Genomic DNA, 25,505 nt, shown 5'->3' with positions numbered 1-25,505 from the left:
GTTGTGTAGGAGCGGCCTTGCGTCGCGATGACGCGCGCAGCGGCCCAGGCCAGCGTCAACGCAGAAATCGCCGGGGCCGCTTCGCGCCCCATCGCGACGCAAGGCCGCTCCTACAACAGCCCGTAGCGCAGATAACTCAGGCGAAGAACCAGTAGCAGACGAAGATCGCTGCTATGACACCGCACAATTCCGCCAGCAATGCGCAACCAACCGCATGGCGCACCCGCTGGATACCCACCGCACCGAAGTACACCGCCAGCACATAGAAGGTGGTTTCGGTGCTGCCCTGGATGGTCGCTGCCACCAGCGCCGGGAAGCTGTCGACGCCCTGGGTCTGCATGGTCTCGATCAGCATCGCCCGCGCGGCACTGCCAGAGAACGGCTTGACCAGCGCCGTGGGCAGGCCCTCGACGAAGCGGGTGTCCAGGCCCATCCAGGTCACCAGGTGGCGAATGCCGTCGAGGGCCATTTCCAGGGCGCCAGACGCGCGCAGCACGCCCACCGCCACCAACATCGCCACCAGATAAGGCAACAGGCCTTTGGCTACATCGAAACCTTCCTTGGCGCCTTCGATAAAGGCTTCATACACCTGCACCCGCCTCAGGGCACCAATCACCAGGAACAGGATGATCACGCCAAACAGGGTGAGATTGCCCAGGATCGACGACAGGCTGGCCAGCGCAGCCGCCGACAGGGTACCGAGGAACGCCATGAAGCCGCCCAGCAGCAAGGCACCGGGGATCAGGTAGGCGAGCACCACCGGATCCCACAGGCGCAAGCGCTGCATCACCGCCACCGACAGCAGGCCGACCATGGTCGAGACACTGGTGGCCAACAGGATGGGCAGGAATACCATGGTCGGGTCCGCTGCGCCCTGCTGCGCCCGGTACATGAAGATGGTCACCGGCAGCAAGGTCAGCGACGAGGCGTTGAGCACCAGGAACAGGATCTGCGCATTGCTCGCCGTGGTACTGCTGGGGTTCAGCTCCTGCAGCGCGCGCATGGCCTTCAGGCCGATCGGCGTGGCAGCATTGTCCAGGCCCAGGCCGTTGGCGGCAAAGTTCATGGTGATCAGGCCCAGGGCAGGGTGGCCGGGCGGGACCTCGGGCATCAGGCGGGCGAATAACGGGCCAAGCACCTTGGCCAGCCACTCGACGATGCCAGCCTTCTCGGCAATCTTGAGAAAGCCCAGCCAAAGGGTCAGGGTGCCGAACAACAGCACCATGACCTCGACCGACAGCTTGGCCATGGCAAAGATGCTCTCGACCATGGCCGCGAAGATACCGGCGTTGCCGCCAACCAGCCATTGCGCCAGGGCGGAGACTGCCGCCACCAGGAAAAAACCAAGCCAAAGGCCGTTGAGCATCCGTGTGATCCCCCTGAAAAATGCCCGAATGATAGCGTATCGCGGCCCTGGCGACCGCGCTTGCGTGTAGCAGCAGCCTTGTCTCGCCAGAGGGGTGCGCAGCGCCCCAGGACTCAAGCTTCGCTGCTCTAAATTACCGGGGCCGCTCTGCGCCCCATTCGCAACGCAAGGCCGCGCCTACCGCAAACACACCGGAAAACAAAAAGCCCCGACAAGTCGGGGCTCTTGGTCAAACGTAGGTGAGGCTCAGCGCTTGGCAGCTTCGCCAAGCACCGCGGCTTCCTGTTTGTCGGCAATCAGCGAGGCGTAGTACTTGTCGCCCTTGGCAGCATCGTACATGCCTTCCCAACGAGCGATGACCAGGGCCGCCAGGGCGTTGCCCACCACATTCAAGGCGGTACGGGCCATGTCCATGATGCGGTCGACACCGGCGATGAAGGCCAGGCCTTCCAGCGGGATGCCCACACTGCCCAGGGTAGCCAGCAGGACCACGAAGGACACGCCCGGTACGCCAGCGATACCTTTGGAAGTGACCATCAGGGTCAGGACCAGCAGCAGCTGCTGGCTCCACGACAGGTCGATACCGTACAGCTGGGCGATGAAGATGGCCGCGATGCTCTGGTACAGGGTCGAACCGTCGAGGTTGAAGGAGTAGCCGGTCGGTACCACGAACGAGCAGATCGATTTCGGCGCACCGTACTTCTCCATTTTCTCGATCACGCGCGGCAGCACGGTTTCCGAGCTGGAGGTGGAGTAGGCGAGGATCAGCTCATCTTTCATGATGCGCATGATCTTGATCACCGAGAAGCCGAACAGGCGGGCGACCAGGCCCAGCACCATGAAGGCGAAGAAGGCGATGGCGAAGTACACCAGCAGCACCAGCTTGGCCAGCGGCAGCAGCGAGCTGAAGCCGAAGTTGGCAACGGTCACGGCGATCAGGGCGAACACGCCGATCGGGGCGTAGTTCATGATCATGTGGGTGACCTTGAACATGGTCTCGGAAACCGCCTGGAAGGTACGTACCAGCGGGTCACGCAGCTCTGCCTGCAGGCTCGACAGGCCCAGGCCGAACATCACCGAGAAGAAGATGATCGGCAGCATTTCGCCACGCATCAGCGCTGCGAAGATGTTCGACGGGATCAGGTTGAGCAGGGTCTCGATGAAGGCATGCTCATGCTGCACTTCGGCTGCAGTAGCCTGGTACTTGGAGATGTCCACGGTACCCAGGGTGCTCATGTCGATACCGGCCCCAGGGTGGAACAGGTTTGCCAGGACCAGACCCACGACAATGGCGATGGTGGTCACCACTTCGAAGTAGATGATGGTCTTCAGGCCGATGCTGCCGAGTTTTTTCGCGTCGCCAACCCCGGCGATACCCACGATCAGCGACGAAATCACGATCGGGACGACGATCATCTTGATCAGGCGAATGAAGATGTCACCAGCGGGCTGGAGGACGTTGCTGATCCACCATGCCTTTTCTGCACTGAAATGATTCAGTAGCGCGCCGATTGCAACACCCAGGATCAGACCGATGACGATCTGCCAGGCGAGGCTCAGTTTTGCCTTCTTCATGTCTTTACCCTTTGTTCTAGTGGTCATGGGCACCCGGCGGAACGCTTGTAACAGAGCCATTGCCCTGTTGATGGGCAACGGATGGTGCGTCCGACGAGTTCATGTAAGGACACCGCAGGCGAACGACAGAACGCTCGGCCAGCGAAAAAGGCCGCAACTATTGCGATGGCAAAAGGGGAAATCTAATGCCGGAAGCGCATACCCCATGCCGTTCATGCATAGGCTTTTTGACCCCCAGGATGAGTTCGCAAGTGCTTGATTTATAACGTTCGGAATCCCGAACAGAACCAAAACGCCAATTTTCGGCAGATTTGGCGGGGTGGAAAGAGCTAGGAGGATGGCTTGTTCGACTATCCGAATGGCGCAAATGCCGCTTGATTGACGAGTCGGCTGTGGAAAAAAAAATGATGTACGGTCGAAACAAAATGTGTCTCGGGAGGGAATTCGCGCAGGAAAAGAGGAGGTTGCCCTATGGCTCCTCGGAAGCCAGGTCTGGCCAGGTGCCCTTGTGGCACCGCCGACCTGATGCTTCCGATTCCGCCTTTCCTGACCCGGCCCAATGCTGGAGGCACTCCCTGTACCCCTAGGCCACTCCGATCCTGTAGCAATCAGAACGGCCCGGCCCCTTGGTCATGTGCTGCCCCTCCTCGGGGCGGCGCATCATAGAAGGCCGAACTATAGAAAGGTTCGGCTTCTATTACGTGACAGTGCGTGACTCTTCATATGTACCGCGCAGGCGCTCAGTACCAGTTCGGGTCACGCTTGAGTTGCTCTTGCAGCATCGCCTTCATGCCGTCATCCGGCTTACCCAACCAGCGATACTGGGCATGGCGGGTTGGCGATTTGTCCTTGGGCAAGCCTTCGGGTACCTCCACGAGCATCCCGTATGCATCGTCCTTGTCCCAGCTGAACGCCACGATCAGGCGCTTGTAGGTGCAGTTGTCCTGTCGTTCACACAACGGGCCAACCAGATACTTGTCGCCATCCTCGGTAACGGCCGACATCTGTTGCTGGGAACTGCCGGTCAGATTGACCACCCAATCGGGCAGGCGTTCCTCGCCTTCGATTGCGTCCTGCCAGGTTTCCCGATATTCCGGGTCCGAGCCGAGCAACTGGTCGACCCGGACCTGGCCGTCATTGGCCGCCATCGCCGCCGCACTGCCGCCCATCAACAGGGCGGCAGCCAGGGCTGTCCAACGCTTCCTGCCCATCTTCAACCTCGTCCACGTCCAAAGAAGAAGGAGGCTACGAACAGCACCAGGAAGACAATGAACAGAATCTTCGCGATACCTGTTGCAGCGCCTGCGATACCACCGAAGCCCAGTACCGCGGCGACAATGGCGATGATGAGGAAAGTGATAGCCCAGCTCAGCATGATGGTTCTCCTTTCTTTATCGAAATCGGTCTGGCCGTCGGGTCAGAAGACCCAGCGATCCTGCGGCACGACAGTTTCCACAGTGGCCGGTGAAGCCGTGGCCTGGCCGGCTGAAATCGGGCCGGTGGCCTTGACCAGGGTGTTGGCATGAGTCGCCTGGATCTGGGTCAACAGGGCGGTCTGCGCCGCCACTTGCTCGGCCAGGCGCGCGGTCTGCCAGCTGTAGTAGAACAGGCCAGCGGCCAAGGTCAGCAGCAGCGCCATGGCGAGTGAAAGCATCTGGCGCAGGGGCAGTGCGGCGTCTTGCGAGCGGTTGACGGGTTGACGGTTCATGCCGGCTCCTCCTGCTGTAATTTTTGTTCAAACCTGAACAGGTAATTGCAGCCAGCATGCCAGCCTAGGAATCTCAGCAAAATCCTTTTAAATCAATGAGTTATGAGTAATCGCCAACCCAGCGAAGCTCGTATCCTGCACGATGCCCGCCTGGCCGTCGTGCGAATTGCACGATCGCTCAGCCCTCGACCTTGGTCGCCACCTTGAGCAGGTCGGCATCGACGCCCCGCACACCGACGATCTGCCGGGCGATTTCGACGGCAATGGTTTTCTGTTCGCTGCTGACCACCTCGCCTGACAACCGAACCAGGCCTTCTTCACTGGCCACTTTCAGGTTCAGGCCGTCAAGGTTGCGACTGAAGCGGTAGCTGTTCTGGATTTTATCGATGATCCAGCTGTCGCTCGGTTGTGGCCCGGTCGGTACGCCCGCCGGGGCTTCCCTGCCCTTGGCCATGGCAGCCGAATCAAGACTGACCAGGTTGTTCACCAGCTGCACGCCATCGGTGGTACGCGCCACCACGCCTGCGAGTTCCTTGGCCTCGGCACTGTCGACCTTGCCGCGCAGGGTCACCACGCCCTCGCTGCTTTGTACATCTATAGGGGCGTTCTCGGTGGTGCGGCTCCACAGCAGACGGGCGCGGATAACGGCCGCCAGGGTGGCGTCTTCCAGACGCTGGGCGTAGGCACGCAATTCCAGCGGGCGCTCCACCAGCTGGGCGTTGACCCGCAGCTGATTGTCCACCCTGTCGATGCCGCGGGTGGCCAGGGCTACCTGCTCGGCCAACTGGCGCTCGACGTCGTTCTCCACTTCACCGGAAAGCCGCGCCTGCTTGCCGTTTACTTCGACGTCGATCCGGAACAGGTCGAGCATGCGGTTGAGCGACAGGGCTGTTTGCAGCGCACCTTCAAGGCGCGCGTCCTGTACCGGGTCGGCGAATGCCGGGGTGAACACCGGCAGCAAGGCGGCTGCCAACACGGCGGTACGCAGGTGAAAGCTCATGTCAATGCCTCCTTCTGTAGGCAAATACTGAAAATCATCGCAACCAATGTGCCACCCGGCATCTCTAAGCAAATCATCGGAATAGCGCGGCCTCTGGGCTTTGATTGGCCATTGGCTAGCATGCAAAGGACAGATTCCTTCAGAATTGACCATGCAACTTGCCCGATTTTTCCCACACTAATTTGAAGACCTAACCCTAAGGAGCGCAGGACATGGAATCAGCTCAGGACACTCAAGGCCGCATTCTGCTGGTGGATGACGAGTCCGCGATCCTGCGCACTTTCCGCTACTGCCTGGAGGATGAGGGCTATAGCGTGGCCACGGCCAATAGCGCGGCGCAGGCCGAAACCCTGCTGCAGCGCCAGGTATTCGACCTGTGTTTCCTCGATTTGCGCCTGGGCGAAGACAACGGGCTCGACGTGCTGGCGCAAATGCGTATCCAGGCCCCCTGGATGCGAGTGGTGATCGTGACTGCGCACTCGGCGATCGACACGGCAGTGGATGCGATCCAGGCCGGCGCGGCCGATTACCTGGTCAAGCCGTGCAGCCCCGACCAGCTGCGCCTGGCCACCGCCAAGCAGCTGGAAGTGCGCCAACTGTCTGCACGCCTGGAAGCCCTCGAAGGCGAAGTGCGCAAGCCCAAGGACGGCCTGGACTCGCACAGCCCGGCGATGATGGCGGTGCTGGAAACCGCCCGCCAGGTTGCCACCACCGACGCCAATATCCTCATCCTTGGTGAGTCCGGTACCGGTAAAGGCGAACTGGCCCGGGCCATCCACGGCTGGAGCAAGCGGGCGCGCAAAGCCTGCGTGACCATCAACTGCCCGTCGCTGAACGCCGAACTGATGGAAAGCGAGCTGTTCGGCCACACCCGCGGCGCCTTTACCGGCGCCAGCGAAAGCACCCTGGGGCGGGTCAACCAGGCCGACGGCGGCACGCTGTTCCTCGACGAAATCGGTGATTTCCCACTGACCTTGCAGCCAAAGTTGCTGCGCTTCATTCAGGACAAGGAGTACGAGCGCGTCGGCGACCCAGTCACCCGCCGTGCCGATGTACGTATCCTCGCCGCCACCAACCTCAACCTCGAAGAAATGGTGCGCGAAAGCCGCTTCCGTGAAGACTTGCTGTACCGCCTGAACGTCATCACCCTGCACCTGCCGCCGCTGCGCGAGCGCAGTGAAGATATCCTGACCCTGGCCGACCGCTTCCTCGCCCGCTTCGTCAAGGAATACTCCCGACCCGCGCGCGGGTTCAGTGACGAAGCCCGAACAGCGCTGCTCAACTACCGCTGGCCCGGCAACATCCGTGAACTGCGCAACGTGGTGGAGCGGGCCAGCATCATCTGCCCGCAGGAGCGCGTGGAAGTCAGCCACCTGGGCATGGGCGAGCAGCCCGCAGGCAACACCCCGCGCGTTGGCGCGGCCCTGAGCCTGGATGAGCTGGAGCGCGCCCATATCGGCGCGGTGCTGGCTGCCAGCGACACCCTGGACCAAGCCGCCAAGACCCTGGGCATCGATGCCTCCACCCTGTACCGCAAGCGCAAGCAGTACAACCTATGAAGTGGCCACCCATGAAGCTGCGTACGCGGCTGTTCCTCAGCATTTCGGCGCTGGTTACCGTGGCGCTGCTGGGCCTGTTGCTGGGGTTGGTCAGTGTTCTGCAGATGGCCGCAGTGCAACAGCAATTGGTGCGCGATACGACCCATGTCCTGGAGGTTGGGCTGAAACTGCGCCAGAACCTCGGCGAACAGATGACCCTGATTCTTGACGAGGACACCACCCCGGAAAGCCTGCGGCTGCTGCAGGAAGATTTCCAGGCCCTGCTCAATCAGGCCCTGGAACAGGGCGGCGAGCGTCCCAGCTTCAGCAAGGCCAGCCGCAATTACCAGGCATTTCTCCAGGCCTACCGGGAGAGCGCCGCGCCCGCTCGCAGCATGGGTGCAGAGCAGCCGCTGGGCGCCGCCTTCAACCAGGTTCGCAGCGACCTGATCGATTCCCACAAACAGGCTTTGGAGCATATTACCCGCAGCGAGGAACTCACCCGCGACCACGCCTTGCTGATCAGCGGCGTGCTTGGCCTGATGGGCCTGGTAGTGCTGGTGCTGGGCTTCGTCACTGCGCACAACATCGCGCGGCGCTTTGGCCAGCCGATCGAAGCACTGGCCAAAGCGGCCGACCAGCTTGGCGAAGGCAATTTCGATGTCACCCTGCCGGTGACCCAGGCCGCCGAGCTCAACCAGCTGACCCGCCGCTTCGGCATGATGGCCGAGGCCATGCGCAAGCACCAGGCCACCAATGTCGATGAACTGCTGGCCGGCCAGCAACGCCTGCAGGCTGTACTGGACAGTATCGACGACGGCTTGCTGATCATCGACCGCCAGGGCCGCCTGGAACACCTCAACCCGGTGGCCCAGCGCCAGCTGGGCTGGTCCGACAGCCGCGTGGGAAGCAGCCTGGCCGACGCCTTGCAGCGCCCGGAACTGGAACAACAAATTCGCCAGGTGCTGCGCGGCGGCAACCTCGACCGCCCACCGGATGACCTGAACATCGAGGTCGATGAAGAAACCCGCCTGCTCACCTACAGCCTGACCCCGGTCAGCCACCCGCAAGGGCCAATCCTCGGTGCGGTGATGGTGTTGCACGATGTGACCGAGCAACGCGCTTTCGAACGCGTGCGCAGCGAGTTCGTGCTGCGCGCTTCTCACGAGCTGCGTACCCCGGTAACCGGCATGCACATGGCCTTCGGGCTGCTGCGCGAGCGCCTCAAGTTCCCACCCGAGGCTCGCGAGCAGGACCTGCTGGAAACCATTGGCGAAGAAATGCAGCGCCTTACCCAGTTGATCAATGACTTGCTCAACTTCAGTCGCTACCAGAGCGGGCTGCAGAAGCTCGAGCTGGCCCCGTGCGCCATCGACGAGCTGCTGGACCGTGCGCAACTGCGCTTTGCCGAGCAGGCAGCGCACAAGCAGATCGAGCTGATCCGAGAGCTGGAACCGCCGTTGCCACGCATCCAGGCCGACGTCGCCCAACTCGACCGGGTCCTGGACAACCTGTTGCACAACGCCATCCGCCATACTGCCAGCGGCGGGCGGATTCGCCTGCATGCACGACGCCATGCGGAACGGGTGATCATCAGCGTCGAGGATAACGGCGAGGGCATCGCCTATGGGCAGCAGGGGCGCATCTTCGAACCGTTCGTGCAGGTAGGGCGCAAGAAGGGCGGGGCTGGCTTGGGGCTGGCGCTGTGCAAGGAGATCGTGCAGCTGCATGGCGGGCGCATGGGGGTTTTCTCCCGGCCAGGGCAGGGCACCCAGTTCTACATGGCGCTGCCGGCCTGACGCCCGCGGGTCACCAACTCGGCAAACTGGCGGGCATTCAACGGCCGGGCAAATAGCCAGCCCTGGCCATAATGAACCCCTTCGCTACTGAGCAGTAGCGCCTGGTCCTCGCTCTCGATGCCTTCGGCAATCACCCGCAGATGCAGGTCATGGGCCATGCGGATGATATGCGGGGCAACCCCACTGCTGGCGGCGTCATGCCCCAAGGCATCGATGAACGCCTTGTCGATCTTCAGGCAATCCACCGGCAGGGTCTGCAGATAAGCCAGGCTGCAATAACCCGTGCCGAAATCATCGATCAACACCTGATGGCCCACCGCCCGCAGTGCCTGCAGGTTATCGCGCGCCACCACCACATCGATCAGGCCACGCTCGGTCACCTCGAAGGCAATCTGCCTGGCCGCCACTTTGTGCAAGGCCAGCAAGCGTGCCGCCACCCGGCCTATCCGCGGCACCATCACATCGCAAGCCGCGAGGTTCACCGAAATGTACAAGTCGGGGTGCGAGCGCAGCAGCTGGCCCAACTGCTCCAGCACTCGCTGCAGGACAAAGTCGGTGATCTGGCGAATCTGCCCGGTGTTTTCCGCCAGCGGAATGAACAGGTCCGGGCTGGTCAGCGTCCCGTCCGGGCGGCGCCAGCGCACCAAGGCCTCGGCCCCCACGCAGCGTCGGCTGTCGAGTTCGAAGATCGGTTGATAGAGCACCTGCAGCTCACCGCGGCGCAAGGCGTTCTGCAATTCCGAACTCATCGAGCGCTTCTGCAGGATCAATTGCAGCACCACCCAGCCGATGAAGCAGGCTGCCAGCACGCTACCGGGGAACAGTAGCCAGAGCATGCCGTTCATCCGCAGCGGCAGTTTCGCCCGCGGGGCGATCAGCACCAGCTGGTAATCCGGTGACTTGGTCGGCATGCGGTAGATCAAGCGGTCGCTGAGTTCGAGCAGCGACTTCTGGCTGGTCGACCAGGCCGAGGGTGGCGGCCAGACCTGCGGCGGGCCCAGGACCGGAATGGCCCGGGCGCCATTATCCAATACCACCACCAGGCTACCGCCTGGAGGAAGGTCGACCACATCGGTCAGGTGGCCACGGGAGGTGGACACCACGAACTTGCCTCGCCCCAACATCAGCGCGGCCAGGTTCTCGTTCGGCTCGGTCGTGGTGTTCAACCAATAACTGTAGGTCGGCCCCTGAATGTCAGGGGCACGCAAGCGTTCGAAGGCCCGCTCGTCACCACGGCTGGAGCAGGCGACGCTCCCATCCACGTACGCCGCCTCATAAATGAACCGCGAACTCAGGCTTACCTGCTGCAGTGTCGTGAGCATCGCCGGGCTGCAACCTCGCAAGGGCTGGGCCTGCAACAGGTCGACCCCTTCACGCAACTGGCCGAACACCTGCTCCAGGCGCTCCAGAAAGCGTTCGCCCTGGGCATTCATCTGTTCGCTCTCGCTTTGCTTCATCTGCTGCAAGGCAATGCCGAGGCTGGCGGAGAGCAACAGTGCGGCACTGGCCAATGCTGCCAGGGTGGCCAGCAACCAGGGATGGAAAAAAATTTGGCGCAGCAACACGGTGAGCGCTGACATCGACGGCATCCAGTTGATTACTAAGGTATAGCAACTGGATCGGGAATCACCTTTGCCGTCTGGCGCCTGGATTGAACCTCTGCCGGCCGCTGCGACAGGCTTAACGCATGTGGTTGAGTACCTGCAGCATCGCCGCTGTCTGGGCATCCGGCATGCCGTCGAAACGCTGTGGGCGGAAGCGCATCTGGAATGCGGCGATCACATGGCGGGTGGCGACATCCAGTACGCCGGTTTGCTCGATCGCATAGCCAAACCGCGCCAACTCCTGCTGATACCAGCCGACACTGGGTGGGTTGACGCTGAAATAGGCCTGCTGGCGCGCCACTGCATTGGCATCCGGCCAGATCCCCAGCCCGGCATCGGCCAGCCGCTTCCAGGGGAACAGCGGCCCCGGATCCAGCTTGCGCAGCGGCGCGATGTCGCTGTGGCCAATGATGTGGCGGGGCTCGATGTGGTTACGCTTCACGATGTCCTTGAGCAGCGCGATCAGCGACTGGATCTGCGCTTCGCTGTAAGGGTGCCAGACCCGGCCGTTCGGCGTGTCGGTAAAGCCTGGGTTGACGATTTCGATACCAATGGAAGAAGAATTCAGCCAGGTTCGCCCCTGCCACTGGCTATCCCCTGCATGCCAGGCGCGACGGCTCTCATCCACCAACTGGTACACCGTGCCCGGGCCATCGCCAATCAGGTAGTGACTGCTGACTTCGCCATGGGTCAGCAACGCCAGGGACCTATCCAGCGAAGCATTGGTGTAATGGAGGACAACGAACTGTATACGGTTGTCCTGGTTGGCCGAAGGATGGCTACGGTCGATGCGCAGGCCCGTCGAGCAACCGGCGACAGACAACAGCAAGAAGGAAATCAGCGTTCTTTTAAGCGTGGAAAGCACGTCAGTGGCCTCAGCGTATGAGCGCTACAGTATAACGTGCTCCCCTGGTACCGTGCGTGCCGCGATTCAGCAACAGCCGACTACCCCTGCTCGACGCGATTGCGCCCCAGGTCCTTGGCCCGGTACAGCGCCGCATCGGCGCGCTTGAGCACCTGGTCGCCACGCTCGCCGGAACGGAACGCACTCAGGCCGATGGACGTGGTGATCACCACCCGTTCGCCCTTGAAGTGGAACGGGCACGCCTCGACGGCAGCGCGCAGAGCCTCGGCCACCTCGGCAGCCGCTGCCAACGAGGTCTGCGGCAGCAACAGGACAAACTCTTCGCCACCAAACCGGGCGATGAACCCGCGACCGTTCAGGCGCTTGCGCAACTGGTCGGCGACAATTTTCAATACCTTGTCCCCGGCCAGGTGCCCGTAGCCGTCGTTGATGCGTTTGAAATGGTCAAGGTCGAGGATCGCCATCGTCAGGTGGCCACCTTTATCCTGCCACTCGATCATTTCGCGCTCGACCCGCTCGCTCCATGCCGCACGGTTGGGCAGGCCGGTAAGCGGGTCGAGCAAGGCTTTCTGCCGCTGTTCTTCCAGGTGCTCGCGATAGCCGAGCGCCTCCTGCTCCATGTTCGCCACCCGCTCCGACAACCCTTGCAGGCGCCCTGCCAGCTCCTGCTCACGGCGATCGCGCTCATGCTTGTGCTGGTCCATGGTTACCAGCAAGCCTTCCAGGCGGTTGTCCAGGATGTGCTTGAGGCTGTCCACATCGGCAGCACCTTGCACGCTGCTTTGCAGCCCGTCGACGTGCTCGCGCAGCTGGTTATCCAGCTCGCGGGCAGCAGAACTGTTGTCGGCATGGCCAACACTGGCCTCGTGCAAGTGGCTCTGGAAGCCTTCCAGGCGTTCGTTGAGCTGCTGCAGGTAGGTTTCGAATTCATGCTGGCCGCTGTCGGTGATCGCCAGCATCAGCACAGCCAGGTCGTCCAGCACCGGGATCAGCTCATACCAGTTCAGGCCGCGGGCAACCCGTTCACGCATCTCCAGCGCCTGGGCCTTGTGCCGCTCGGGCAGGCTGAGATCATCGAGCAGGCCGAGCAGGGTCTGCTCGATATGCGCAGCCACCTGGCTGTAGGGCGGCTCGACCGCATCCGGCAGGGCATAGGTGCCGTCTTCGCCAGGGGTTTCCTCAGGTATTTGTGGCGGCTCTGCTTCAGCCAGCAGCTCGCCACCGGAGGCTTGCGGTAGGGGTTCGTCGTGCGCAGCTGGCGGCGGCAACGGGGCTGGCGATAGTTCGGCCGTTTCGATCAACGCCGGGCCAGGCACTTCCAGCTCGGCCTCCGCCGCCACAGGTACATCGTCAACAGCGGCTTGGGGGGCTGGCAGCGGCTGCAACGCATCCACATCGTCGGCCTGCGCGGCATCAATCGCCTGGGGCTGCGTGGTTACAGCAGGCGGCGCCACCGCTACAGGCGTCGGTGCGCCTGGGGTGTCTTCCTCACGGCTGCCGAACAGGCGCTGCAACAAACCCGGCCGGGCCTCTTCCCCACGCTTGCCCAGGGCTGACAGTGCGCGGCCCTGCAAGCCGCTCAGTTCACCCAGCAACGGCGGCAGATCGCGTGACTGGGCGACGCCGCCTTCGAGCTTCTTCGCCAGTTTTTTCAACGGCCGCGAGACTTCGTTCGGCAGCGGCAGGCCTTGCAGTTGGCCAACCAGTGCGGTCAAGGCGTCACCGACCTGGTTCATGCGGGTTTCCCGACGCTGCTCGGAATCCAGCACCGCTTTCTCCAGGCGCGGAATCAGGCCGGCGAGGCCAGCGTCCATGTTGTCGCTGCGGATGACCTCGCGCATTTCCTTCATGCACTGGTCCACCACCTTGTCACTGCCTTCGGCAGCCAGGGTGCTGCGGACCAGGCCGCGGCGCAGCAAGTCGAGACGGGCCTCCCAACGGCGCTCGAGCCGTTCCTGCTGCTCGATGCTTTTAAGGTATTTTTCTTTCCAGCGCTCAGCGTCTTCAGTCATGCCCGGGTCCGCAAACGGTGATGGCAATTAGCTCGGGACCGGCAGCGTATCCACAGTCAATGCATCAGGCAATCGAATCTCGACGGCAACGGGAAGGTGGTCAGAAATTGGCTGTGCCAGCACCTCGACACGCTCCAGCGTGAGGCTTGGGCTGAGCAGGATGTGGTCCAGGCAACGCTGTGGCCGCCAGCTCGGGAAGGTGGCCTCGACTTGCGGGGCAATCAGGCCCAGGTCGCGCAACGGCGAGTGCTCCAGCAGGTCGGTGGCATGGGTGTTCATGTCACCCATCAACACCTGGTGGCGGTAGCCGCCAATCAGCTCACGAATGTAGCCCAACTGCAGCGCGCGGGTCTTGGCACCAAGGGCCAGGTGCATCATGACCACGATCAGGGCATCGTCACCCTCGCCGAAACGCACCAGGATCGCTCCGCGCCCGGCCGGGCCGGGTAACGGATGATCTTCGAGCACGTGTGGCTTGATGCGGCTGAGCACCCCATTGCTGTGCTGGGCAAAACGCCCGAGGTTGCGGTTGAGCTGCTGGTACCAGTAGGGGAAAGCACCCAGGTGGGCGAGGTGTTCGACCTGGTTGACGTAGCCCGAACGCAGGCTGCCACCATCGGCCTCCTGCAAGGCCACCAGGTCGAAGTCACCCAGCAGTTTGCCGATCTTCTGCAGGTTGCCGGCACGCCCGTTGTGCGGCAGCAGGTGCTGCCAGCTGCGGGTGAGGTAATGCCGATAACGCTCGGTGCTGATGCCCACCTGGATGTTGAAACTGAGCAGCCGCAGGCGACCATCCTCAGGCAGGCCAGGGGCCTGCAGGTGATGCTCGTTGACCTGCGGCTGGTGCAGGCCAATGCCACGCGTGGACCTGAAGCGGGGCATGGGCTGCGCCGCTTACTTAGCGGCGCGCTCCTTGTCGATCAGCTGGTCGGCAACATTCAGCACGCCTTCCGGCCCGCCGGCGGTACCCAGGTCGAAGCGGTACTTGCCGTTGACCACCATGCTTGGTACGCCGGTGATTTCGTACTTCTTCGCCAGTTCCTTGGCCTGGTTGACCTGGCCCTTGATGGCGAACGAGTCGTAGGTGGCCAGGAACTTGTCCTTGTCCACGCCTTGGGTGGCGAGGAATTCGGCCATGTCATTCTTGTCGGTCAGGCGCTTGTGCTGGTTCTGAATGGCATCGAACACCGCCGCGTGCACCTTGTGCTCGACGCCCATGGCCTCGAGGGTCAGGAACATCTGGCCGTGCGCATCCCATGGGCCACCGAACATGGCCGGTACGCGCTTGAAGTTGACGTCCTTGGGCAGCTTTTCAACCCAAGGGTTGATGGTCGGCTCGAAGTGGTAGCAGTGTGGGCAGCCGTACCAGAACAGCTCGACGACTTCGATCTTGCCAGGCACGGAAACCGGAACAGGGTTGCTCAGCTCGATGTATTCCTTGCCAGCCACAGGCTCTGCGGCCTGGACGGCAGTCATACCGAATACGCTGGCGGCGACCAGCGCAGCGCTGAGAATCAGTTTACGCATGCTTTACTCCTGAGCAGTCTTGGGTCGCCCCGACGCGACCTGCACTGTGACAGGCCGGGAAGGGCTCGAGTTCTGTAGTGTAACGGCTGCGGACTGAAAAAAGGGCGGTCCGGCCGCCCTTTCATCATTGGCTTACAACATTAACTGAAAGTTAATGCGCCGCCTGTAATGGCCTTATCGCCGGCAAGCCGGCGCCCACCTCGACCGCATCGACCTCAGGCGATGGAGTACCTGTGGCAGCTGGCTTGCCAGCGATAGGGCCATGGCAGGCTGTCGAGGGTCTCAGTGCAGCCCCTGGATGTAGCTGGCCAACGCCTCGATATCGTGGTTGCTCAGCTTGCCGGCGATGGTGCGCATGGTCATGGCATCGCCATCATTGGTGCGGTTGCCTTCGCGGAAATCGGTGAGCTGTTTGGTCACATACTGCGCGTGCTGGCCGCCCAGGTGCGGGAAGCCGGCCAGGGCGATGCCGGCGCCATTGGGCGAATGGCAACCGGTGCAGGCAGGCATGCCCTTCTCCAGGTCGCCGCCGTTGAACAGCGCACGGCCACGCTCGACGAGCTTGGGATCGGCAGCGCCAACGCTGCCTTTCTGGCTGGAGAAGTAGGCGGCGATATCAGCCAGGTCCTGGTCATTGAAATTGGCCAGCATCCCGGTCATTTCCAGCACGGTGCGCTTGCCCGACTTGATATCGTGCAGTTGTTTTTCGAGGTAGCGCTGGCCCTGGCCGGCCAGTTTCGGGAAGTTCGGCGCCAGGCTGTTGCCGTCGGGGTTGTGGCAGGCGCCACACACGGCAGTCTTGGCCTGGCCGGCGGCGGCATCGCCTTTGATAGGTTGCGCAGCAGTGGCCGCACCTGCGACACCCAGGGTCAACAGCAGACTCACGACTAGTTTGTTCATCAGCTAATCCAACACGGCTAAGGGTGAAATGTTATGTATCGGGACTGCCGCTCATCCAAAGGATGACCAAACGGTAGTCCTCGGCACTGCAGTCCATGCACAATCCACGCGGCGGCATAGCCTTGAAACCCTGGGTCACGTGCTTCACCAGTACCTCCATGCCTTGCGCCAGCCTTGGCTCCCATGCTGCCCGATCACCCTGCCTGGGTGCCTGTGGCAACTGCCCGGCGTGACAGGCCGCACACGTGCGGTTGTACAACACCTCGGGATCCTGTGTAGCCTGTGCGCTGAAAAACGGCAGGAACATACCGACAGCAAGCAGCCATTTCGCCATGCGGAACGACCTTCAGGGTTGGGGGCCGCGCTGCGTTCTGTTGCGCGAGCTATTGTTCGACACCCCATGCTCGTTCCCCTTTGCCGGGAGAATGAGCACACAAAAACTGGGGCATTATATACTTCCGCCATCCAAACGGAAACGACACCGCTTGCCAGGCTCGAGCCTACAGAGTCAGGCAACACCCACATCGGATATCCCATGCAAGTCAAGAACCCCATCCTCGGCCTCTGCCAGAAAGCCACATTCGCCCTCAGCGCTGCCAAGGTCGAACAATGCCCGGACGACCAGGGTTACGAGGTGGCTTTCGCCGGCCGCTCCAACGCCGGCAAATCCAGCGCCCTCAACACCCTGACTCATGCCAGCCTGGCGCGTACCTCGAAAACCCCCGGGCGCACCCAGCTGTTGAATTTCTTCAGTCTGGACGATGAACGGCGTTTGGTCGACCTGCCGGGCTACGGTTATGCAAAAGTGCCGATTCCGCTGAAGCAACATTGGCAGAAACACCTGGAAGCCTACCTGGGCAGCCGTGAATGCCTGCGTGGCGTCATCCTGATGATGGACGTACGCCACCCGATGACCGACTTCGACAAGATGATGCTCGACTGGGCCAAGGCCAGCAGCATGCCGATGCACATCCTGCTGACCAAGGCCGACAAACTGACCCACGGCGCAGGCAAGAACACCCTGCTCAAGGTGCAGTCGGAAATCCGCAAGGGCTGGGGCGATGGCGTGACCATCCAGCTGTTCTCGGCACCCAAGCGCCTGGGCGTGGAAGAGGCCTACCGGGTGCTGGCGGGCTGGATGGAGCTGGAAGACAAGCCAGTGGCCTGAAGGCCTGCGCGTCTTCGTGTAGACGCGGCCTTGTGTCGCGCCTACACAAAGACCGCATCACCAAGGAATTCCGGGCAAAAAAAACCCCGGACTTCGTATGGGGAGGGGGAAGTTCGGGGTCCAAGTCCGGACCGCTAGGGCGGGGTCCGGATATCTGCCAACACTTAACACAACATAGGAGCATCGAAAGGCTTCACCAGCCATTCAGATACTCTGAGTTCCGCTTCACCGGTTTAGTTCCGAAGCCCTGGAAACTATTTGCGATAGTTTCATGAAGCGTCAGCACCCATGGCACTGAGCGGCGCCAGGATCCGCGTCCCTACGTCGCAGATCCTACACAGCTTTACCTGCTCGATCAGTGAGCTTCGTCCCAATTCGCACCAATTCCTGCTTCCACCAGCAACGGCACATCCAGCTGCGCCGCCTGGCTCATGCGCTGGCGAATTTCATCTTTGACCTGGTCTACCAGGTCTTCGCGTACCTCCAGCACCAGTTCGTCGTGAACCTGAAGGATGACCCGGGCATCCAGCCCGCTTTCGCTCAGCCAGTTATCCACATTGACCATGGCGCGCTTGATGATGTCGGCCGCGGTGCCTTGCATCGGCGCGTTGATCGCGGTGCGCTCGGCGCCTTTGCGCAAGGCCGGGTTCTTGGCATTGATGTCCGGCAGGTACAGGCGCCGGCCAAACAGGGTTTCGACAAAGCCTTGCGCGGCAGCCTGAGCGCGGGTGCGCTCCATGTAGGCCAGTACGCCAGGGTAGCGAGTGAAATAGCGGTCGATATAGTCCTGCGACTGCTTGCGATCGACACCGATCTGCTTGGCCAGGCCAAACGCGCTCATGCCATAGATCAGGCCGAAGTTGATGGCCTTGGCGCTGCGGCGCTGGTCGGTGGTGACGTCTTCCAGGGCCACGCCGAACACTTCCGCCGCCGTCGCGCGGTGCACGTCCAGGTTGTTGCGGAAGGCATGCAGCAAGCCTTCATCCTTGGCCAGGTGGGCCATGATGCGCAGCTCGATCTGCGAGTAGTCGGCCGCCAGCAACTTGTAGCCCGGGCTGGCGACGAAGGCCTGGCGAATGCGCCGCCCTTCGGCCGTACGAATCGGGATGTTCTGCAGGTTCGGGTCGCTCGAGGACAACCGGCCAGTAGCCGCCACCGCCTGCTGGTACGAGGTGTGGATACGCCCGGTGCGCGGGTTGATCTGCCCTGGCAGCTTGTCCGTGTAGGTGCTCTTGAGCTTGCTCAGGCTGCGGTACTGCATCAATACCTCAGGCAGCGGATAGCCTTGCTCGGCCAGTTCGTCGAGCACCGCTTCTGCAGTGGATGGCTGGCCCTTGGTGGTCTTGCTCAGCACCGGCATGCCCAGCTTGTCATAGAGGATCGCACCCAGCTGCTTGGGCGAGCCGAGGTTGAATTCCTCACCCGCCAGCTCATAGGCACGCTGCTCCAGCTCGGCCATCTTCACCCCCAGCTCGCCACTCTGCACCCGCAGCAGCGCAGCATCGACCAACGCACCCTGGCGCTCGATCTTGGCCAGCACCGGCACCAGCGGCATCTCGATGTCCATCAGTACCGGCTGCACGCTCGGTGTCTGCGCCAGGCGCGCCTGCAACGCGTGGTGCAGGCGCAGGGTGATGTCGGCGTCTTCGGCGGCGTAGGGGCCGGCCTTGTCCAGGTGGATCTGGTTGAAGGTCAGCTGCTTGGCGCCCTTGCCGGCGATGTCCTCGAAGGCAATGGTGGTGTGGTCGAGGTACTTCTGCGCCAGGCTATCCATGTCATGCCGGGTGGCCGTGGAGTTCAACACATACGACTCGAGCATGGTGTCATAGGCTACGCCGCGCATTTCGATGGCCGGCGTGCCATTGGCGAGGATGTTGATATCGTATTTGGCGTTCTGCCCGACCTTGGCCTTGGCCGGGTCTTCGAGCAACGGCTTGAGTGCCAGCAGCACGCTGTCGCGGTCCAACTGCGCTGGCGCTCCCTCGTAATCATGGGCCAGCGGCACGTAGGCCGCTTCATGCGGCTCGACGGCGAACGACAGGCCAACCAGCTGCGCCTGCTGGGCATCCAGGCTGGTGGTCTCGGTGTCGAATGCGAACAGCGGTGCCTGGCGCAGCTTCTCCAGCCAGACCTGGAAACGGGCCGGGTCAAGAATGGTTTCGTACCTGGGCTCGACCTTGGCCACCGGTTCCGCGATCGGCGCGATGTCATCACCGGCCTTCGCCGCGTCGCGCTGCACTTCGGCGACCCAGCTCTTGAACTCCATTTCGCTGTACAACGCCAGCAGCGCTTCGCGATCCGGCTCCCCGCATACCAGGGCGTCGACCTCGATATCCAGCGGCACATCGATCTTGATGGTGGCCAGCTCATACGACAGGAACGCCGCGTCGCGGTGCTCTTCGAGCTTGGCCGGCAGGGTCTTGGCGCCGCGAATGGGCAGCGTCGGCACCTTGTCCAGGTTGGCATAGAGGTCGCTGAGGCCGCCGCCGATGCCGGTCAGCAGGCCCACTGCAGTTTTTTCGCCGACACCCGGCACGCCGGGAATGTTGTCGACCTTGTCGCCCATCAGGGCCAGGAAGTCGATGATATGTTCCGGGCCGACGCCAAATTTCTCGTGCACGCCAGCAACGTCCAGCACGCTTCCGGTCATGGTGTTGACCAAGGTAATGTGCCCGTCCACCAGCTGCGCCATGTCCTTGTCACCGGTCGAGATGATCACCGGCCGGCCAAGGGCGGCGCTGCTGCGCGCCAGGGTGCCGATCACGTCGTCGGCCTCGACACCCTCGACGCACAACAGCGGGTAGCCCAGCGCCTTGACGCTGGCGTGCAGCGGCTCGATCTGCAAGCGCAAGTCGTCCGGCATGCTCGGGCGGTTGGCCTTGTACTCGGCGAACATGGCATCGCGGAAGGTGCCGCCCTTGGCGTCGAACACCACCGCAAAGAGGCTGTCGGGGTATTGCTTGCGCAGGCTCTTGAGCATGTTCAGCACCCCCTTCACCGCGCCGGTCGGCATGCCCTTGGAGGTGGTCAACGGCGGCAGCGCATGGAAGGCGCGGTACAGGTAGGAGGAACCGTCCACCAGGACGAGGGGCGCTTGGCTCATGAGCAGAATCAACCTTTTCGACGGGTCCGGCGCTAGAATAGCCAGAATCATTGACGACAAAGGGACAAGGTTATCATGCGTACACTCAATCGCCTGTTACTGCTCGGTCTGTTGGCAACCATGCCTGTCGTCACCCTGGCGGCGGACGACGCCCCCTCGGCCGATCCCGAGGTGACCATTCGCACGGAAGGCGACAAAACCATCCAGGAATACCGGCAGAACGGGTTCCTGTATGCGATCAAGATCACGCCGAAACACGGCAAGCCTTATTTCCTGGTACGCGCCGATGGCTCTGATGGCAATTTCATTCGATCCGACCAGCCGGACATGCTGATTCCGTCCTGGAAGATCTTCGAGTGGTAATCTGACGCGCACCGTTCACATCAACCTGGCACTTCCCGGCGGAAGTGCCCGTATGGGCAACTTTTCATCATGTCAGTCTTCACCCCCGTGACCCGGCCTGAGCTGGAAACCTTTCTGGCACCGTACGCGCTGGGCCGTCTGCTCGACTTCCAGGGCATTGCCGCCGGCACCGAGAACAGCAATTTCTTCGTCAGCCTCGAACAGGGGGAGTTCGTCCTGACGCTGATCGAGCGCGGGCCCAGCGAGGACATGCCGTTCTTCATCGAGCTGCTCGATACCCTGCACGCCGCCGACATGCCAGTGCCCTATGCGATACGGGACCGCGACGGCAACGGCCTGCGTGAACTGTGTGGCAAGCCAGCGCTGTTGCAGCCACGGCTGTCGGGCAAGCACATCAAGGCGCCGAACGCCCAGCACTGCGCCCAGGTCGGCGAATTGCTGGCGCACATTCACCTGGCCACCCGCGAGCACATCATCGAGCGCCGTACCGACCGTGGCCTGGACTGGATGCTGGCTTCCGGTGCCGAGCTGCTGCCGCGCCTGACCACCGAGCAAGCCGCTCTGCTGCAACCGGCGCTGGATGAAATCCGCGCGCACAAGGCGCAGATCCTGGCCCTGCCACGGGCCAATCTGCACGCCGACCTGTTCCGCGACAACGTGATGTTCGAAGGCACCCACCTGACCGGTGTAATCGACTTCTACAATGCGTGTTCCGGGCCGATGCTGTATGACATCGCCATCACCGTGAACGACTGGTGCCTGGATGAGCACGGCGCTGTGGATGTACCGCGTGCCCAGGCGCTGCTGGCCGCTTACGCGGCGTTGCGGCCATTTACCGCTGCCGAGGCCGAGCTGTGGCCGGAAATGTTGCGGGTAGGGTGCGTACGCTTCTGGCTGTCGCGCCTGATTGCTGCAGAATCGTTTGCCGGAATGGACGTGATGATCCACGACCCGAGCGAGTTCGAAGTGCGCCTGGCGCAGCGCCGGCAGGTGGCCTTGCACCTGCCGTTCGCCCTCTAATGCACTTTTGCCTCTTCGCGGGCACGTCCGCGAAGAGGTCGGTACAGGCTAGAGCTGCTCCAGGCATCCGGCCAGGTCGCTACCCAGCTTTTCCAGCAAGCGCTCATAGCCCTTGCCATCCACAGGCTCGCTACCGCCCAAGGCATCCAGCTCGGCCAGGCGCACCGGCAAGCCGGCGGTCAAGGTTTCGGCCAGGCGCGGTCGCAACGGCGGCTCGCTGAACACACAGGTCTTGCCCACTTCCTGCAGGCGTTTGCGCATCGCGGCCACATGCTGCGCGCCGGGCTGCACCTCGGCTGCCACGGTGAACACGCCGGTATGCTTCAGGCCGTACTCGGCTTCGAAATAATCGAACGCTTCGTGGAACACGAAGTACGGCTTGCCGGTAATACCGGCCACGCGCGCCTTGATCCGCCCGTCCAGTGCGTCCAGGCGCTCGTCGAACGCCTTCAGGTTGCTCTGGTAGCGCGCCGCATTGGCCGGGTCGACCTGAGCCAGGTCCGTCGCCATCTTCGCAGCAATAACACGCGCGTTGACCGACGATAGCCACAAGTGCGCGTCCAGGCTGCCCGGGCGGTGGTCGTGATCATGGTCATCATGGTCTTCTTCATGGGACTGGCTGTCCTCGCCAAAGTGGCGCAACTTCATGCCCGGCAGCGACTGCACGGCCACTGTGGGCTTGCTGCGATTGCCCAGCACTCGCGGCAGGAAGTTCTCCATGTCCGGGCCGATCCAGTACAGCAGGTCAGCGTCCGCCACCCGCCGTACATCGGACGGGCGCAGCGCATAGTGGTGCGGCGACGCCCCCGGCGGCAGCAATACCTCGGGGCTGCCGACACCATCCTGCACCGCAGCGGCAATCTGCTGCAGGGGTTTGATAGTGGTCAGCACACGTACGTCGGCCTGGGCGGAAAATGCGATAAAAGCGACAAACAGAGCTAGGAATCGGGACACGGTGAGTACTCGAGTCGTCAGAAACAGGTAACATAATAACGTCTCCATAAAGAACCGTCGCTGCCCATGTCCATCACGCCGCTGGCCAACCGTCCTCACGATCATTCCCATTGCGTGCACAGCGCACTGGCTGAAGCCGACGCCTTGTGCACCCGCCAGGGCCTGCGCCTGACCGCGCTGCGCCGCCGGGTACTGGAACTGGTGTGGCAAAGCCACAAGCCGCTGGGTGCCTACGACATCCTCGCCGTGCTCAGCGAGCAGGATGGCCGCCGCGCCGCGCCGCCTACGGTATATCGCGCGCTGGATTTCCTGCTGGAGAACGGCCTGGTACACCGCATCGCCTCGCTCAACGCCTTCATCGGCTGCAGCCACCCAGAACATGTGCATCAGGGCCAGTTCCTGATCTGCAAGGCCTGCCATGTGGCCATCGAGCTGGAACAGGACAGCATCAGCCAAGCCATCATCAACAGCGCCAAGGGCGTAGGCTTCACGGTCGAGGGTCAGACCGTGGAGGTGGTTGGCCTGTGCAGCAACTGCCGGAGCGCGGCATGAGCGATGCACTGATCCGCCTGGAGCAGGTCGGTGTCACCTTCGGCGGCGAGGCGGTGCTCGATAGCATCGACCTGTCGGTTGCACCCGGCCAGATCGTTACCCTGATCGGCCCCAACGGCGCGGGCAAGACCACCCTGGTGCGCGCCGTGCTCGGCCTGCTGAAGCCGCACCACGGCAAGGTATGGCGCAAACCGAAGTTGCGCATTGGCTACATGCCGCAAAAGATCCAGGTCGATGCCACCCTGCCACTGTCGGTGCTGCGCTTCCTGCGCCTGGTGCCCGGAGTAGACCGTGCAGCAGCCTTGTCGGCCTTGCAGGAAGTGGGAGCCGAGCAGGTCATCGACAGCCCGATCCAGACCATTTCCGGTGGCGAGATGCAACGCGTGCTGCTGGCCCGTGCCCTGCTGCGCGAACCCCAGCTACTGGTGCTCGACGAACCGGTGCAGGGCGTCGACGTGGTCGGCCAGGCCGAGCTGTACAACCTCATTACCCGCCTGCGCGACCGCCACGGCTGTGGCGTGCTGATGGTTTCCCACGACCTGCACCTGGTCATGAGCGCCACCGACCAGGTGGTGTGCCTGAACCGCCACGTATGCTGCTCGGGCCACCCCGAGCAAGTCAGCGGCGACCCGGCATTCGTCGAGCTGTTCGGCCAGGCCGCCGCACCCAGCCTGGCCATCTATCACCACCATCACGACCACAGCCACGACCTGCACGGCTCGGTGGTCGCCCCTGGCACCCATGTTCACGGAGCGCACTGCAAGCATGGCTGATTTTCTTCTCTACGCCTTGCTTGCCGGTTTGTCCCTGGCGCTGGTGGCCGGCCCGCTGGGCTCCTTCGTGGTGTGGCGGCGCATGGCCTATTTTGGCGACACCCTGTCCCACGCCGCCCTGCTTGGTGTAGCCCTCGGCTTTGCCCTGGACGTCAGCCCGGCGCTGGCGGTAACCGTAGGCTGCCTGCTGCTGGCGATCCTGCTGGTCACCTTGCAGCAGCGCCAGCCGCTGGCCTCCGATACCCTGCTCGGCATCCTCGCCCCCAGCACCTTGTCGCTGGGCCTTGTGGTACTGAGTTTCATGCATGACGTGCGCATCGACCTGATGGCCTATCTGTTCGGCGACCTGCTGGCCATCAGCCACACCGACCTGGCCTGGATCCTCGGCGGCAGCGTGCTGGTCCTGCTGCTGCTCGCCATGCTGTGGCGGCCGCTGTTGGCCATCACCGTGCACGAAGAGCTGGCCATGGTCGAAGGCCTGCCCGTAGCCGGCCTGCGCATGGCACTGATGCTGCTGATCGCGGTGGTGATTGCCGTGGCCATGAAGATCGTCGGCGTGCTGCTGATTACCTCGCTGCTGATCATCCCCGCCGCTGCGGCACAGCGCCACGCCCGCTCTCCCGAGCAGATGGCCCTGGGCGCCAGCCTGCTGGGCGTGACTGCGGTATGCGGTGGCCTGGCCATGTCCTGGTTCAAGGACACCCCCGCCGGCCCGTCGATCGTGGTGTGCGCGGCGGTGCTATTCTTGCTGAGCCTGGCCCTGCCCAAACGCTGAAAAAACAGGGCGCGTGAAGGCGCGCCCTGCAACCTTTTCGCACGTAAAGGGTCTGTAAGACTTGTTTTCGAGCGTGCGCACCTGGGTGTAGACTTGCTCGCTTTTTGCGCAAATAGAGAGTCGCAGGAATGAAGCCGTTCGCCTCCCGTTATCTGCTTGTTGCCGCGTTTTCCCTGTTCCTGGCTGCCTGTACCAGCGCGCCGGTCGAACAGGCCGCCGTACCTGCCCAAGCCGATGCCTGGCAGCAGTTGCAACAGAACATCGCCAGCAACGAGCTGGCAACCGCCGAAGACCAGCTGGCCGCCCTGCAGGCCCAGTCGCCGGCTGACGCGCGCCTGGAGCAATACCAGCGCCAGTTGGCCGAGGCCTACCTGCAGCGCAGCCAGGTGTTCCTGCAAAAGGGCGATGTGAACGCGGCGGCCACCGCCCTGGCCCGCGCTCGTGCACTGATGCCGCAGGCCCCGGCAGTGACCGGTGGCGATGCCGTGACCCAGGCCCGCAAAGCCGAGCTGGAAAAAGCCGAGGCAGCGTTGAAAGCCGCCGAAGCCAAGCCCAAGGCGCGGATCATCGACCCGACGGCGCCCAGCACCGTGGTGGCCTTGAAAACCACCGACAGCCGCGCCATGCGCCGCCAACTGGATGACATTGCTGCCGACGTGGTCAGCTACCAGTGCGACGTGGTGTTCCAGGTGCCGCGCACCGAGGATGCGCCTTGGCTGAAGACCTTGCTGGAGAAGCGCGTGCGCAAGATCGACAGCGGGTTCGAGTTGAAGCAGAAGCACGAGATCCAGCGATCGCTGCCGGCGCAGGTGGTTCTGGTTCCGCACCAGCGTTAAGAACGCCGGGGGCGCTGCGCGCCCCTTTCGCGACACAAGGCCGCTCCTACAAAGGACGCGATCTCCT

General features: G+C 62.8%; 24 protein-coding genes. 9 read left to right on the top strand and 15 right to left on the bottom strand.

The annotated features are described in order from the left end of the window. Positions 1 to 136: 136 nt before the first annotated feature. The 6 genes from JKP78_RS09890 to JKP78_RS09865 form a co-directional block, all read right to left on the bottom strand. Positions 137 to 1,366, bottom strand: a complete 1,230-nt coding sequence (locus tag JKP78_RS09890) for a nucleoside recognition domain-containing protein (RefSeq protein WP_200626600.1) — start codon at positions 1,364 to 1,366, stop codon at positions 137 to 139. Between the two features lie 246 nt (positions 1,367 to 1,612). Then, entirely contained in the window at positions 1,613 to 2,941 is a 1,329-nt protein-coding gene (gene gltP, locus JKP78_RS09885) for a glutamate/aspartate:proton symporter GltP (protein WP_200626599.1), read from the bottom strand. A gap of 740 nt (positions 2,942 to 3,681) precedes the next feature. Continuing rightward, a complete protein-coding gene (locus JKP78_RS09880) occupies positions 3,682 to 4,152 on the bottom strand; it encodes an inhibitor of vertebrate lysozyme family protein (RefSeq protein WP_170027698.1) in 471 nt (156 codons plus the stop codon). Positions 4,153 to 4,154: 2 nt separating this feature from the next. Continuing rightward, positions 4,155 to 4,316, bottom strand: coding sequence for a DUF1328 domain-containing protein (locus tag JKP78_RS09875; RefSeq protein WP_003252966.1), 162 nt, complete (start codon positions 4,314 to 4,316; stop codon positions 4,155 to 4,157). A 42-nt stretch (positions 4,317 to 4,358) separates the two neighbouring features. Continuing rightward, a complete protein-coding gene (locus JKP78_RS09870) occupies positions 4,359 to 4,649 on the bottom strand; it encodes a hypothetical protein (protein WP_170027697.1) in 291 nt (96 codons plus the stop codon). A gap of 178 nt (positions 4,650 to 4,827) precedes the next feature. Then, complete coding sequence (locus JKP78_RS09865) at positions 4,828 to 5,649, bottom strand: BON domain-containing protein (RefSeq protein ID WP_186690215.1); 822 nt, start codon at positions 5,647 to 5,649, stop codon at positions 4,828 to 4,830. Positions 5,650 to 5,861: 212 nt separating this feature from the next. Between JKP78_RS09865 and algB the strand changes: the two genes are divergently transcribed. Both algB and JKP78_RS09855 read left to right on the top strand, forming a co-directional pair. After that, on the top strand, positions 5,862 to 7,208 hold the full coding sequence (gene algB, locus JKP78_RS09860) for a sigma-54-dependent response regulator transcription factor AlgB (protein WP_170027695.1): 1,347 nt from the start codon (positions 5,862 to 5,864) through the stop codon (positions 7,206 to 7,208). Continuing rightward, positions 7,205 to 8,986, top strand: coding sequence for a KinB sensor domain-containing domain (locus JKP78_RS09855; protein ID WP_200626598.1), 1,782 nt, complete (start codon positions 7,205 to 7,207; stop codon positions 8,984 to 8,986). Before algB ends, JKP78_RS09855 begins: the two co-directional genes overlap by 4 nt. On the opposite strand, the gene JKP78_RS09850 is transcribed toward JKP78_RS09855, so the two are convergent. The 7 genes from JKP78_RS09850 to JKP78_RS09820 form a co-directional block, all read right to left on the bottom strand. After that, positions 8,965 to 10,566, bottom strand: a complete 1,602-nt coding sequence (locus JKP78_RS09850) for an EAL domain-containing protein (protein WP_186690219.1) — start codon at positions 10,564 to 10,566, stop codon at positions 8,965 to 8,967. The two genes, JKP78_RS09855 and JKP78_RS09850, sit on opposite strands and share 22 nt — an antisense overlap. Positions 10,567 to 10,666: 100 nt before the next feature. Beyond that, complete coding sequence (locus JKP78_RS09845; RefSeq protein WP_186690221.1) at positions 10,667 to 11,455, bottom strand: N-acetylmuramoyl-L-alanine amidase; 789 nt, start codon at positions 11,453 to 11,455, stop codon at positions 10,667 to 10,669. A gap of 80 nt (positions 11,456 to 11,535) precedes the next feature. Further along, a complete protein-coding gene (locus JKP78_RS09840; RefSeq protein WP_186690223.1) occupies positions 11,536 to 13,467 on the bottom strand; it encodes a GGDEF domain-containing protein in 1,932 nt (643 codons plus the stop codon). 27 nt (positions 13,468 to 13,494) lie between these two features. Further along, positions 13,495 to 14,349, bottom strand: a complete 855-nt coding sequence (locus tag JKP78_RS09835) for an endonuclease/exonuclease/phosphatase family protein (protein ID WP_170027689.1) — start codon at positions 14,347 to 14,349, stop codon at positions 13,495 to 13,497. Between the two features lie 12 nt (positions 14,350 to 14,361). After that, positions 14,362 to 14,994 carry a thiol:disulfide interchange protein DsbA gene (gene dsbA, locus JKP78_RS09830; protein WP_170027687.1) on the bottom strand — a complete coding sequence of 211 codons (633 nt, stop codon included), beginning with the start codon at positions 14,992 to 14,994 and terminating at the stop codon, positions 14,362 to 14,364. 282 nt (positions 14,995 to 15,276) lie between these two features. Further along, positions 15,277 to 15,894 carry a c-type cytochrome gene (locus JKP78_RS09825; protein ID WP_170027685.1) on the bottom strand — a complete coding sequence of 206 codons (618 nt, stop codon included), beginning with the start codon at positions 15,892 to 15,894 and terminating at the stop codon, positions 15,277 to 15,279. Positions 15,895 to 15,925: 31 nt separating this feature from the next. Then, positions 15,926 to 16,228: a c-type cytochrome gene (locus JKP78_RS09820; protein WP_170027683.1), complete on the bottom strand. Its 303-nt coding sequence runs from the start codon at positions 16,226 to 16,228 to the stop codon at positions 15,926 to 15,928. 201 nt (positions 16,229 to 16,429) lie between these two features. Between JKP78_RS09820 and yihA the strand changes: the two genes are divergently transcribed. After that, positions 16,430 to 17,062: a ribosome biogenesis GTP-binding protein YihA/YsxC gene (gene yihA / locus JKP78_RS09815; protein ID WP_186690225.1), complete on the top strand. Its 633-nt coding sequence runs from the start codon at positions 16,430 to 16,432 to the stop codon at positions 17,060 to 17,062. A 355-nt stretch (positions 17,063 to 17,417) separates the two neighbouring features. Here yihA and polA read toward each other — a convergent pair whose 3' ends face one another. Then, positions 17,418 to 20,165: a DNA polymerase I gene (gene polA, locus JKP78_RS09810; RefSeq protein ID WP_186690227.1), complete on the bottom strand. Its 2,748-nt coding sequence runs from the start codon at positions 20,163 to 20,165 to the stop codon at positions 17,418 to 17,420. Between the two features lie 75 nt (positions 20,166 to 20,240). Between polA and JKP78_RS09805 the strand changes: the two genes are divergently transcribed. Then, positions 20,241 to 20,528, top strand: coding sequence for a DUF2782 domain-containing protein (locus tag JKP78_RS09805; protein WP_170027677.1), 288 nt, complete (start codon positions 20,241 to 20,243; stop codon positions 20,526 to 20,528). Positions 20,529 to 20,597: 69 nt separating this feature from the next. After that, positions 20,598 to 21,548 carry a homoserine kinase gene (locus JKP78_RS09800; RefSeq protein WP_170027675.1) on the top strand — a complete coding sequence of 317 codons (951 nt, stop codon included), beginning with the start codon at positions 20,598 to 20,600 and terminating at the stop codon, positions 21,546 to 21,548. 48 nt (positions 21,549 to 21,596) lie between these two features. On the opposite strand, the gene JKP78_RS09795 is transcribed toward JKP78_RS09800, so the two are convergent. Continuing rightward, positions 21,597 to 22,550: a metal ABC transporter solute-binding protein, Zn/Mn family gene (locus tag JKP78_RS09795; RefSeq protein WP_234454563.1), complete on the bottom strand. Its 954-nt coding sequence runs from the start codon at positions 22,548 to 22,550 to the stop codon at positions 21,597 to 21,599. Between the two features lie 18 nt (positions 22,551 to 22,568). Here JKP78_RS09795 and zur point away from each other — a divergent pair, with 18 nt between their 5' ends. The 4 genes from zur (at position 22,569) to JKP78_RS09775 (ending at position 25,438) form a co-directional block, all read left to right on the top strand. Beyond that, positions 22,569 to 23,054 (top strand): zinc uptake transcriptional repressor Zur, encoded by a 486-nt coding sequence (zur, locus tag JKP78_RS09790; protein WP_186690231.1) that lies wholly within the window; start codon positions 22,569 to 22,571, stop codon positions 23,052 to 23,054. Next, positions 23,051 to 23,827, top strand: coding sequence for a zinc ABC transporter ATP-binding protein ZnuC (gene znuC / locus JKP78_RS09785; protein WP_170027669.1), 777 nt, complete (start codon positions 23,051 to 23,053; stop codon positions 23,825 to 23,827). The genes zur and znuC overlap by 4 nt, the downstream gene beginning before the upstream one ends. Beyond that, positions 23,820 to 24,602, top strand: a complete 783-nt coding sequence (gene znuB, locus JKP78_RS09780) for a zinc ABC transporter permease subunit ZnuB (RefSeq protein WP_200626596.1) — start codon at positions 23,820 to 23,822, stop codon at positions 24,600 to 24,602. The genes znuC and znuB overlap by 8 nt, the downstream gene beginning before the upstream one ends. Positions 24,603 to 24,730: 128 nt before the next feature. Further along, positions 24,731 to 25,438 (top strand): PA5502 family lipoprotein, encoded by a 708-nt coding sequence (locus JKP78_RS09775; RefSeq protein WP_186690233.1) that lies wholly within the window; start codon positions 24,731 to 24,733, stop codon positions 25,436 to 25,438. Positions 25,439 to 25,505: the final 67 nt, after the last annotated feature.

This window comes from Pseudomonas sp. LAM2023 (assembly GCF_016620375.1).
GTDB classification, from domain to species: domain Bacteria; phylum Pseudomonadota; class Gammaproteobacteria; order Pseudomonadales; family Pseudomonadaceae; genus Aquipseudomonas; species Aquipseudomonas anuradhapurensis.
This window is presented reverse-complemented; position numbering and strand designations above follow the sequence as displayed.

What these genes read in the sequence shown, in the direction of transcription:
- yihA (WP_186690225.1), top strand. Translation starts at nt 16,430, where the DNA reads ATGCAAGTCAAGAACCCCATCCTCGGCCTCTGCCAGAAAGCCACATTC.
- JKP78_RS09875 (WP_003252966.1), bottom strand. Translation starts at nt 4,316, where the DNA reads ATGCTGAGCTGGGCTATCACTTTCCTCATCATCGCCATTGTCGCCGCG.
- zur (WP_186690231.1), top strand. Translation starts at nt 22,569, where the DNA reads ATGTCCATCACGCCGCTGGCCAACCGTCCTCACGATCATTCCCATTGC.
- JKP78_RS09855 (WP_200626598.1), top strand. Translation starts at nt 7,205, where the DNA reads ATGAAGTGGCCACCCATGAAGCTGCGTACGCGGCTGTTCCTCAGCATT.
- polA (WP_186690227.1), bottom strand. Translation starts at nt 20,165, where the DNA reads ATGAGCCAAGCGCCCCTCGTCCTGGTGGACGGTTCCTCCTACCTGTAC.
- JKP78_RS09850 (WP_186690219.1), bottom strand. Translation starts at nt 10,566, where the DNA reads ATGTCAGCGCTCACCGTGTTGCTGCGCCAAATTTTTTTCCATCCCTGG.
- JKP78_RS09820 (WP_170027683.1), bottom strand. Translation starts at nt 16,228, where the DNA reads ATGGCGAAATGGCTGCTTGCTGTCGGTATGTTCCTGCCGTTTTTCAGC.
- JKP78_RS09840 (WP_186690223.1), bottom strand. Translation starts at nt 13,467, where the DNA reads ATGACTGAAGACGCTGAGCGCTGGAAAGAAAAATACCTTAAAAGCATC.
- JKP78_RS09870 (WP_170027697.1), bottom strand. Translation starts at nt 4,649, where the DNA reads ATGAACCGTCAACCCGTCAACCGCTCGCAAGACGCCGCACTGCCCCTG.
- JKP78_RS09805 (WP_170027677.1), top strand. Translation starts at nt 20,241, where the DNA reads ATGCGTACACTCAATCGCCTGTTACTGCTCGGTCTGTTGGCAACCATG.
- algB (WP_170027695.1), top strand. Translation starts at nt 5,862, where the DNA reads ATGGAATCAGCTCAGGACACTCAAGGCCGCATTCTGCTGGTGGATGAC.
- znuC (WP_170027669.1), top strand. Translation starts at nt 23,051, where the DNA reads ATGAGCGATGCACTGATCCGCCTGGAGCAGGTCGGTGTCACCTTCGGC.
- JKP78_RS09825 (WP_170027685.1), bottom strand. Translation starts at nt 15,894, where the DNA reads ATGAACAAACTAGTCGTGAGTCTGCTGTTGACCCTGGGTGTCGCAGGT.
- JKP78_RS09865 (WP_186690215.1), bottom strand. Translation starts at nt 5,649, where the DNA reads ATGAGCTTTCACCTGCGTACCGCCGTGTTGGCAGCCGCCTTGCTGCCG.
- JKP78_RS09880 (WP_170027698.1), bottom strand. Translation starts at nt 4,152, where the DNA reads ATGGGCAGGAAGCGTTGGACAGCCCTGGCTGCCGCCCTGTTGATGGGC.
- JKP78_RS09775 (WP_186690233.1), top strand. Translation starts at nt 24,731, where the DNA reads ATGAAGCCGTTCGCCTCCCGTTATCTGCTTGTTGCCGCGTTTTCCCTG.
- znuB (WP_200626596.1), top strand. Translation starts at nt 23,820, where the DNA reads ATGGCTGATTTTCTTCTCTACGCCTTGCTTGCCGGTTTGTCCCTGGCG.
- JKP78_RS09890 (WP_200626600.1), bottom strand. Translation starts at nt 1,366, where the DNA reads ATGCTCAACGGCCTTTGGCTTGGTTTTTTCCTGGTGGCGGCAGTCTCC.
- JKP78_RS09795 (WP_234454563.1), bottom strand. Translation starts at nt 22,550, where the DNA reads ATGGAGACGTTATTATGTTACCTGTTTCTGACGACTCGAGTACTCACC.
- JKP78_RS09835 (WP_170027689.1), bottom strand. Translation starts at nt 14,349, where the DNA reads ATGCCCCGCTTCAGGTCCACGCGTGGCATTGGCCTGCACCAGCCGCAG.
- JKP78_RS09800 (WP_170027675.1), top strand. Translation starts at nt 20,598, where the DNA reads ATGTCAGTCTTCACCCCCGTGACCCGGCCTGAGCTGGAAACCTTTCTG.
- dsbA (WP_170027687.1), bottom strand. Translation starts at nt 14,994, where the DNA reads ATGCGTAAACTGATTCTCAGCGCTGCGCTGGTCGCCGCCAGCGTATTC.
- gltP (WP_200626599.1), bottom strand. Translation starts at nt 2,941, where the DNA reads ATGAAGAAGGCAAAACTGAGCCTCGCCTGGCAGATCGTCATCGGTCTG.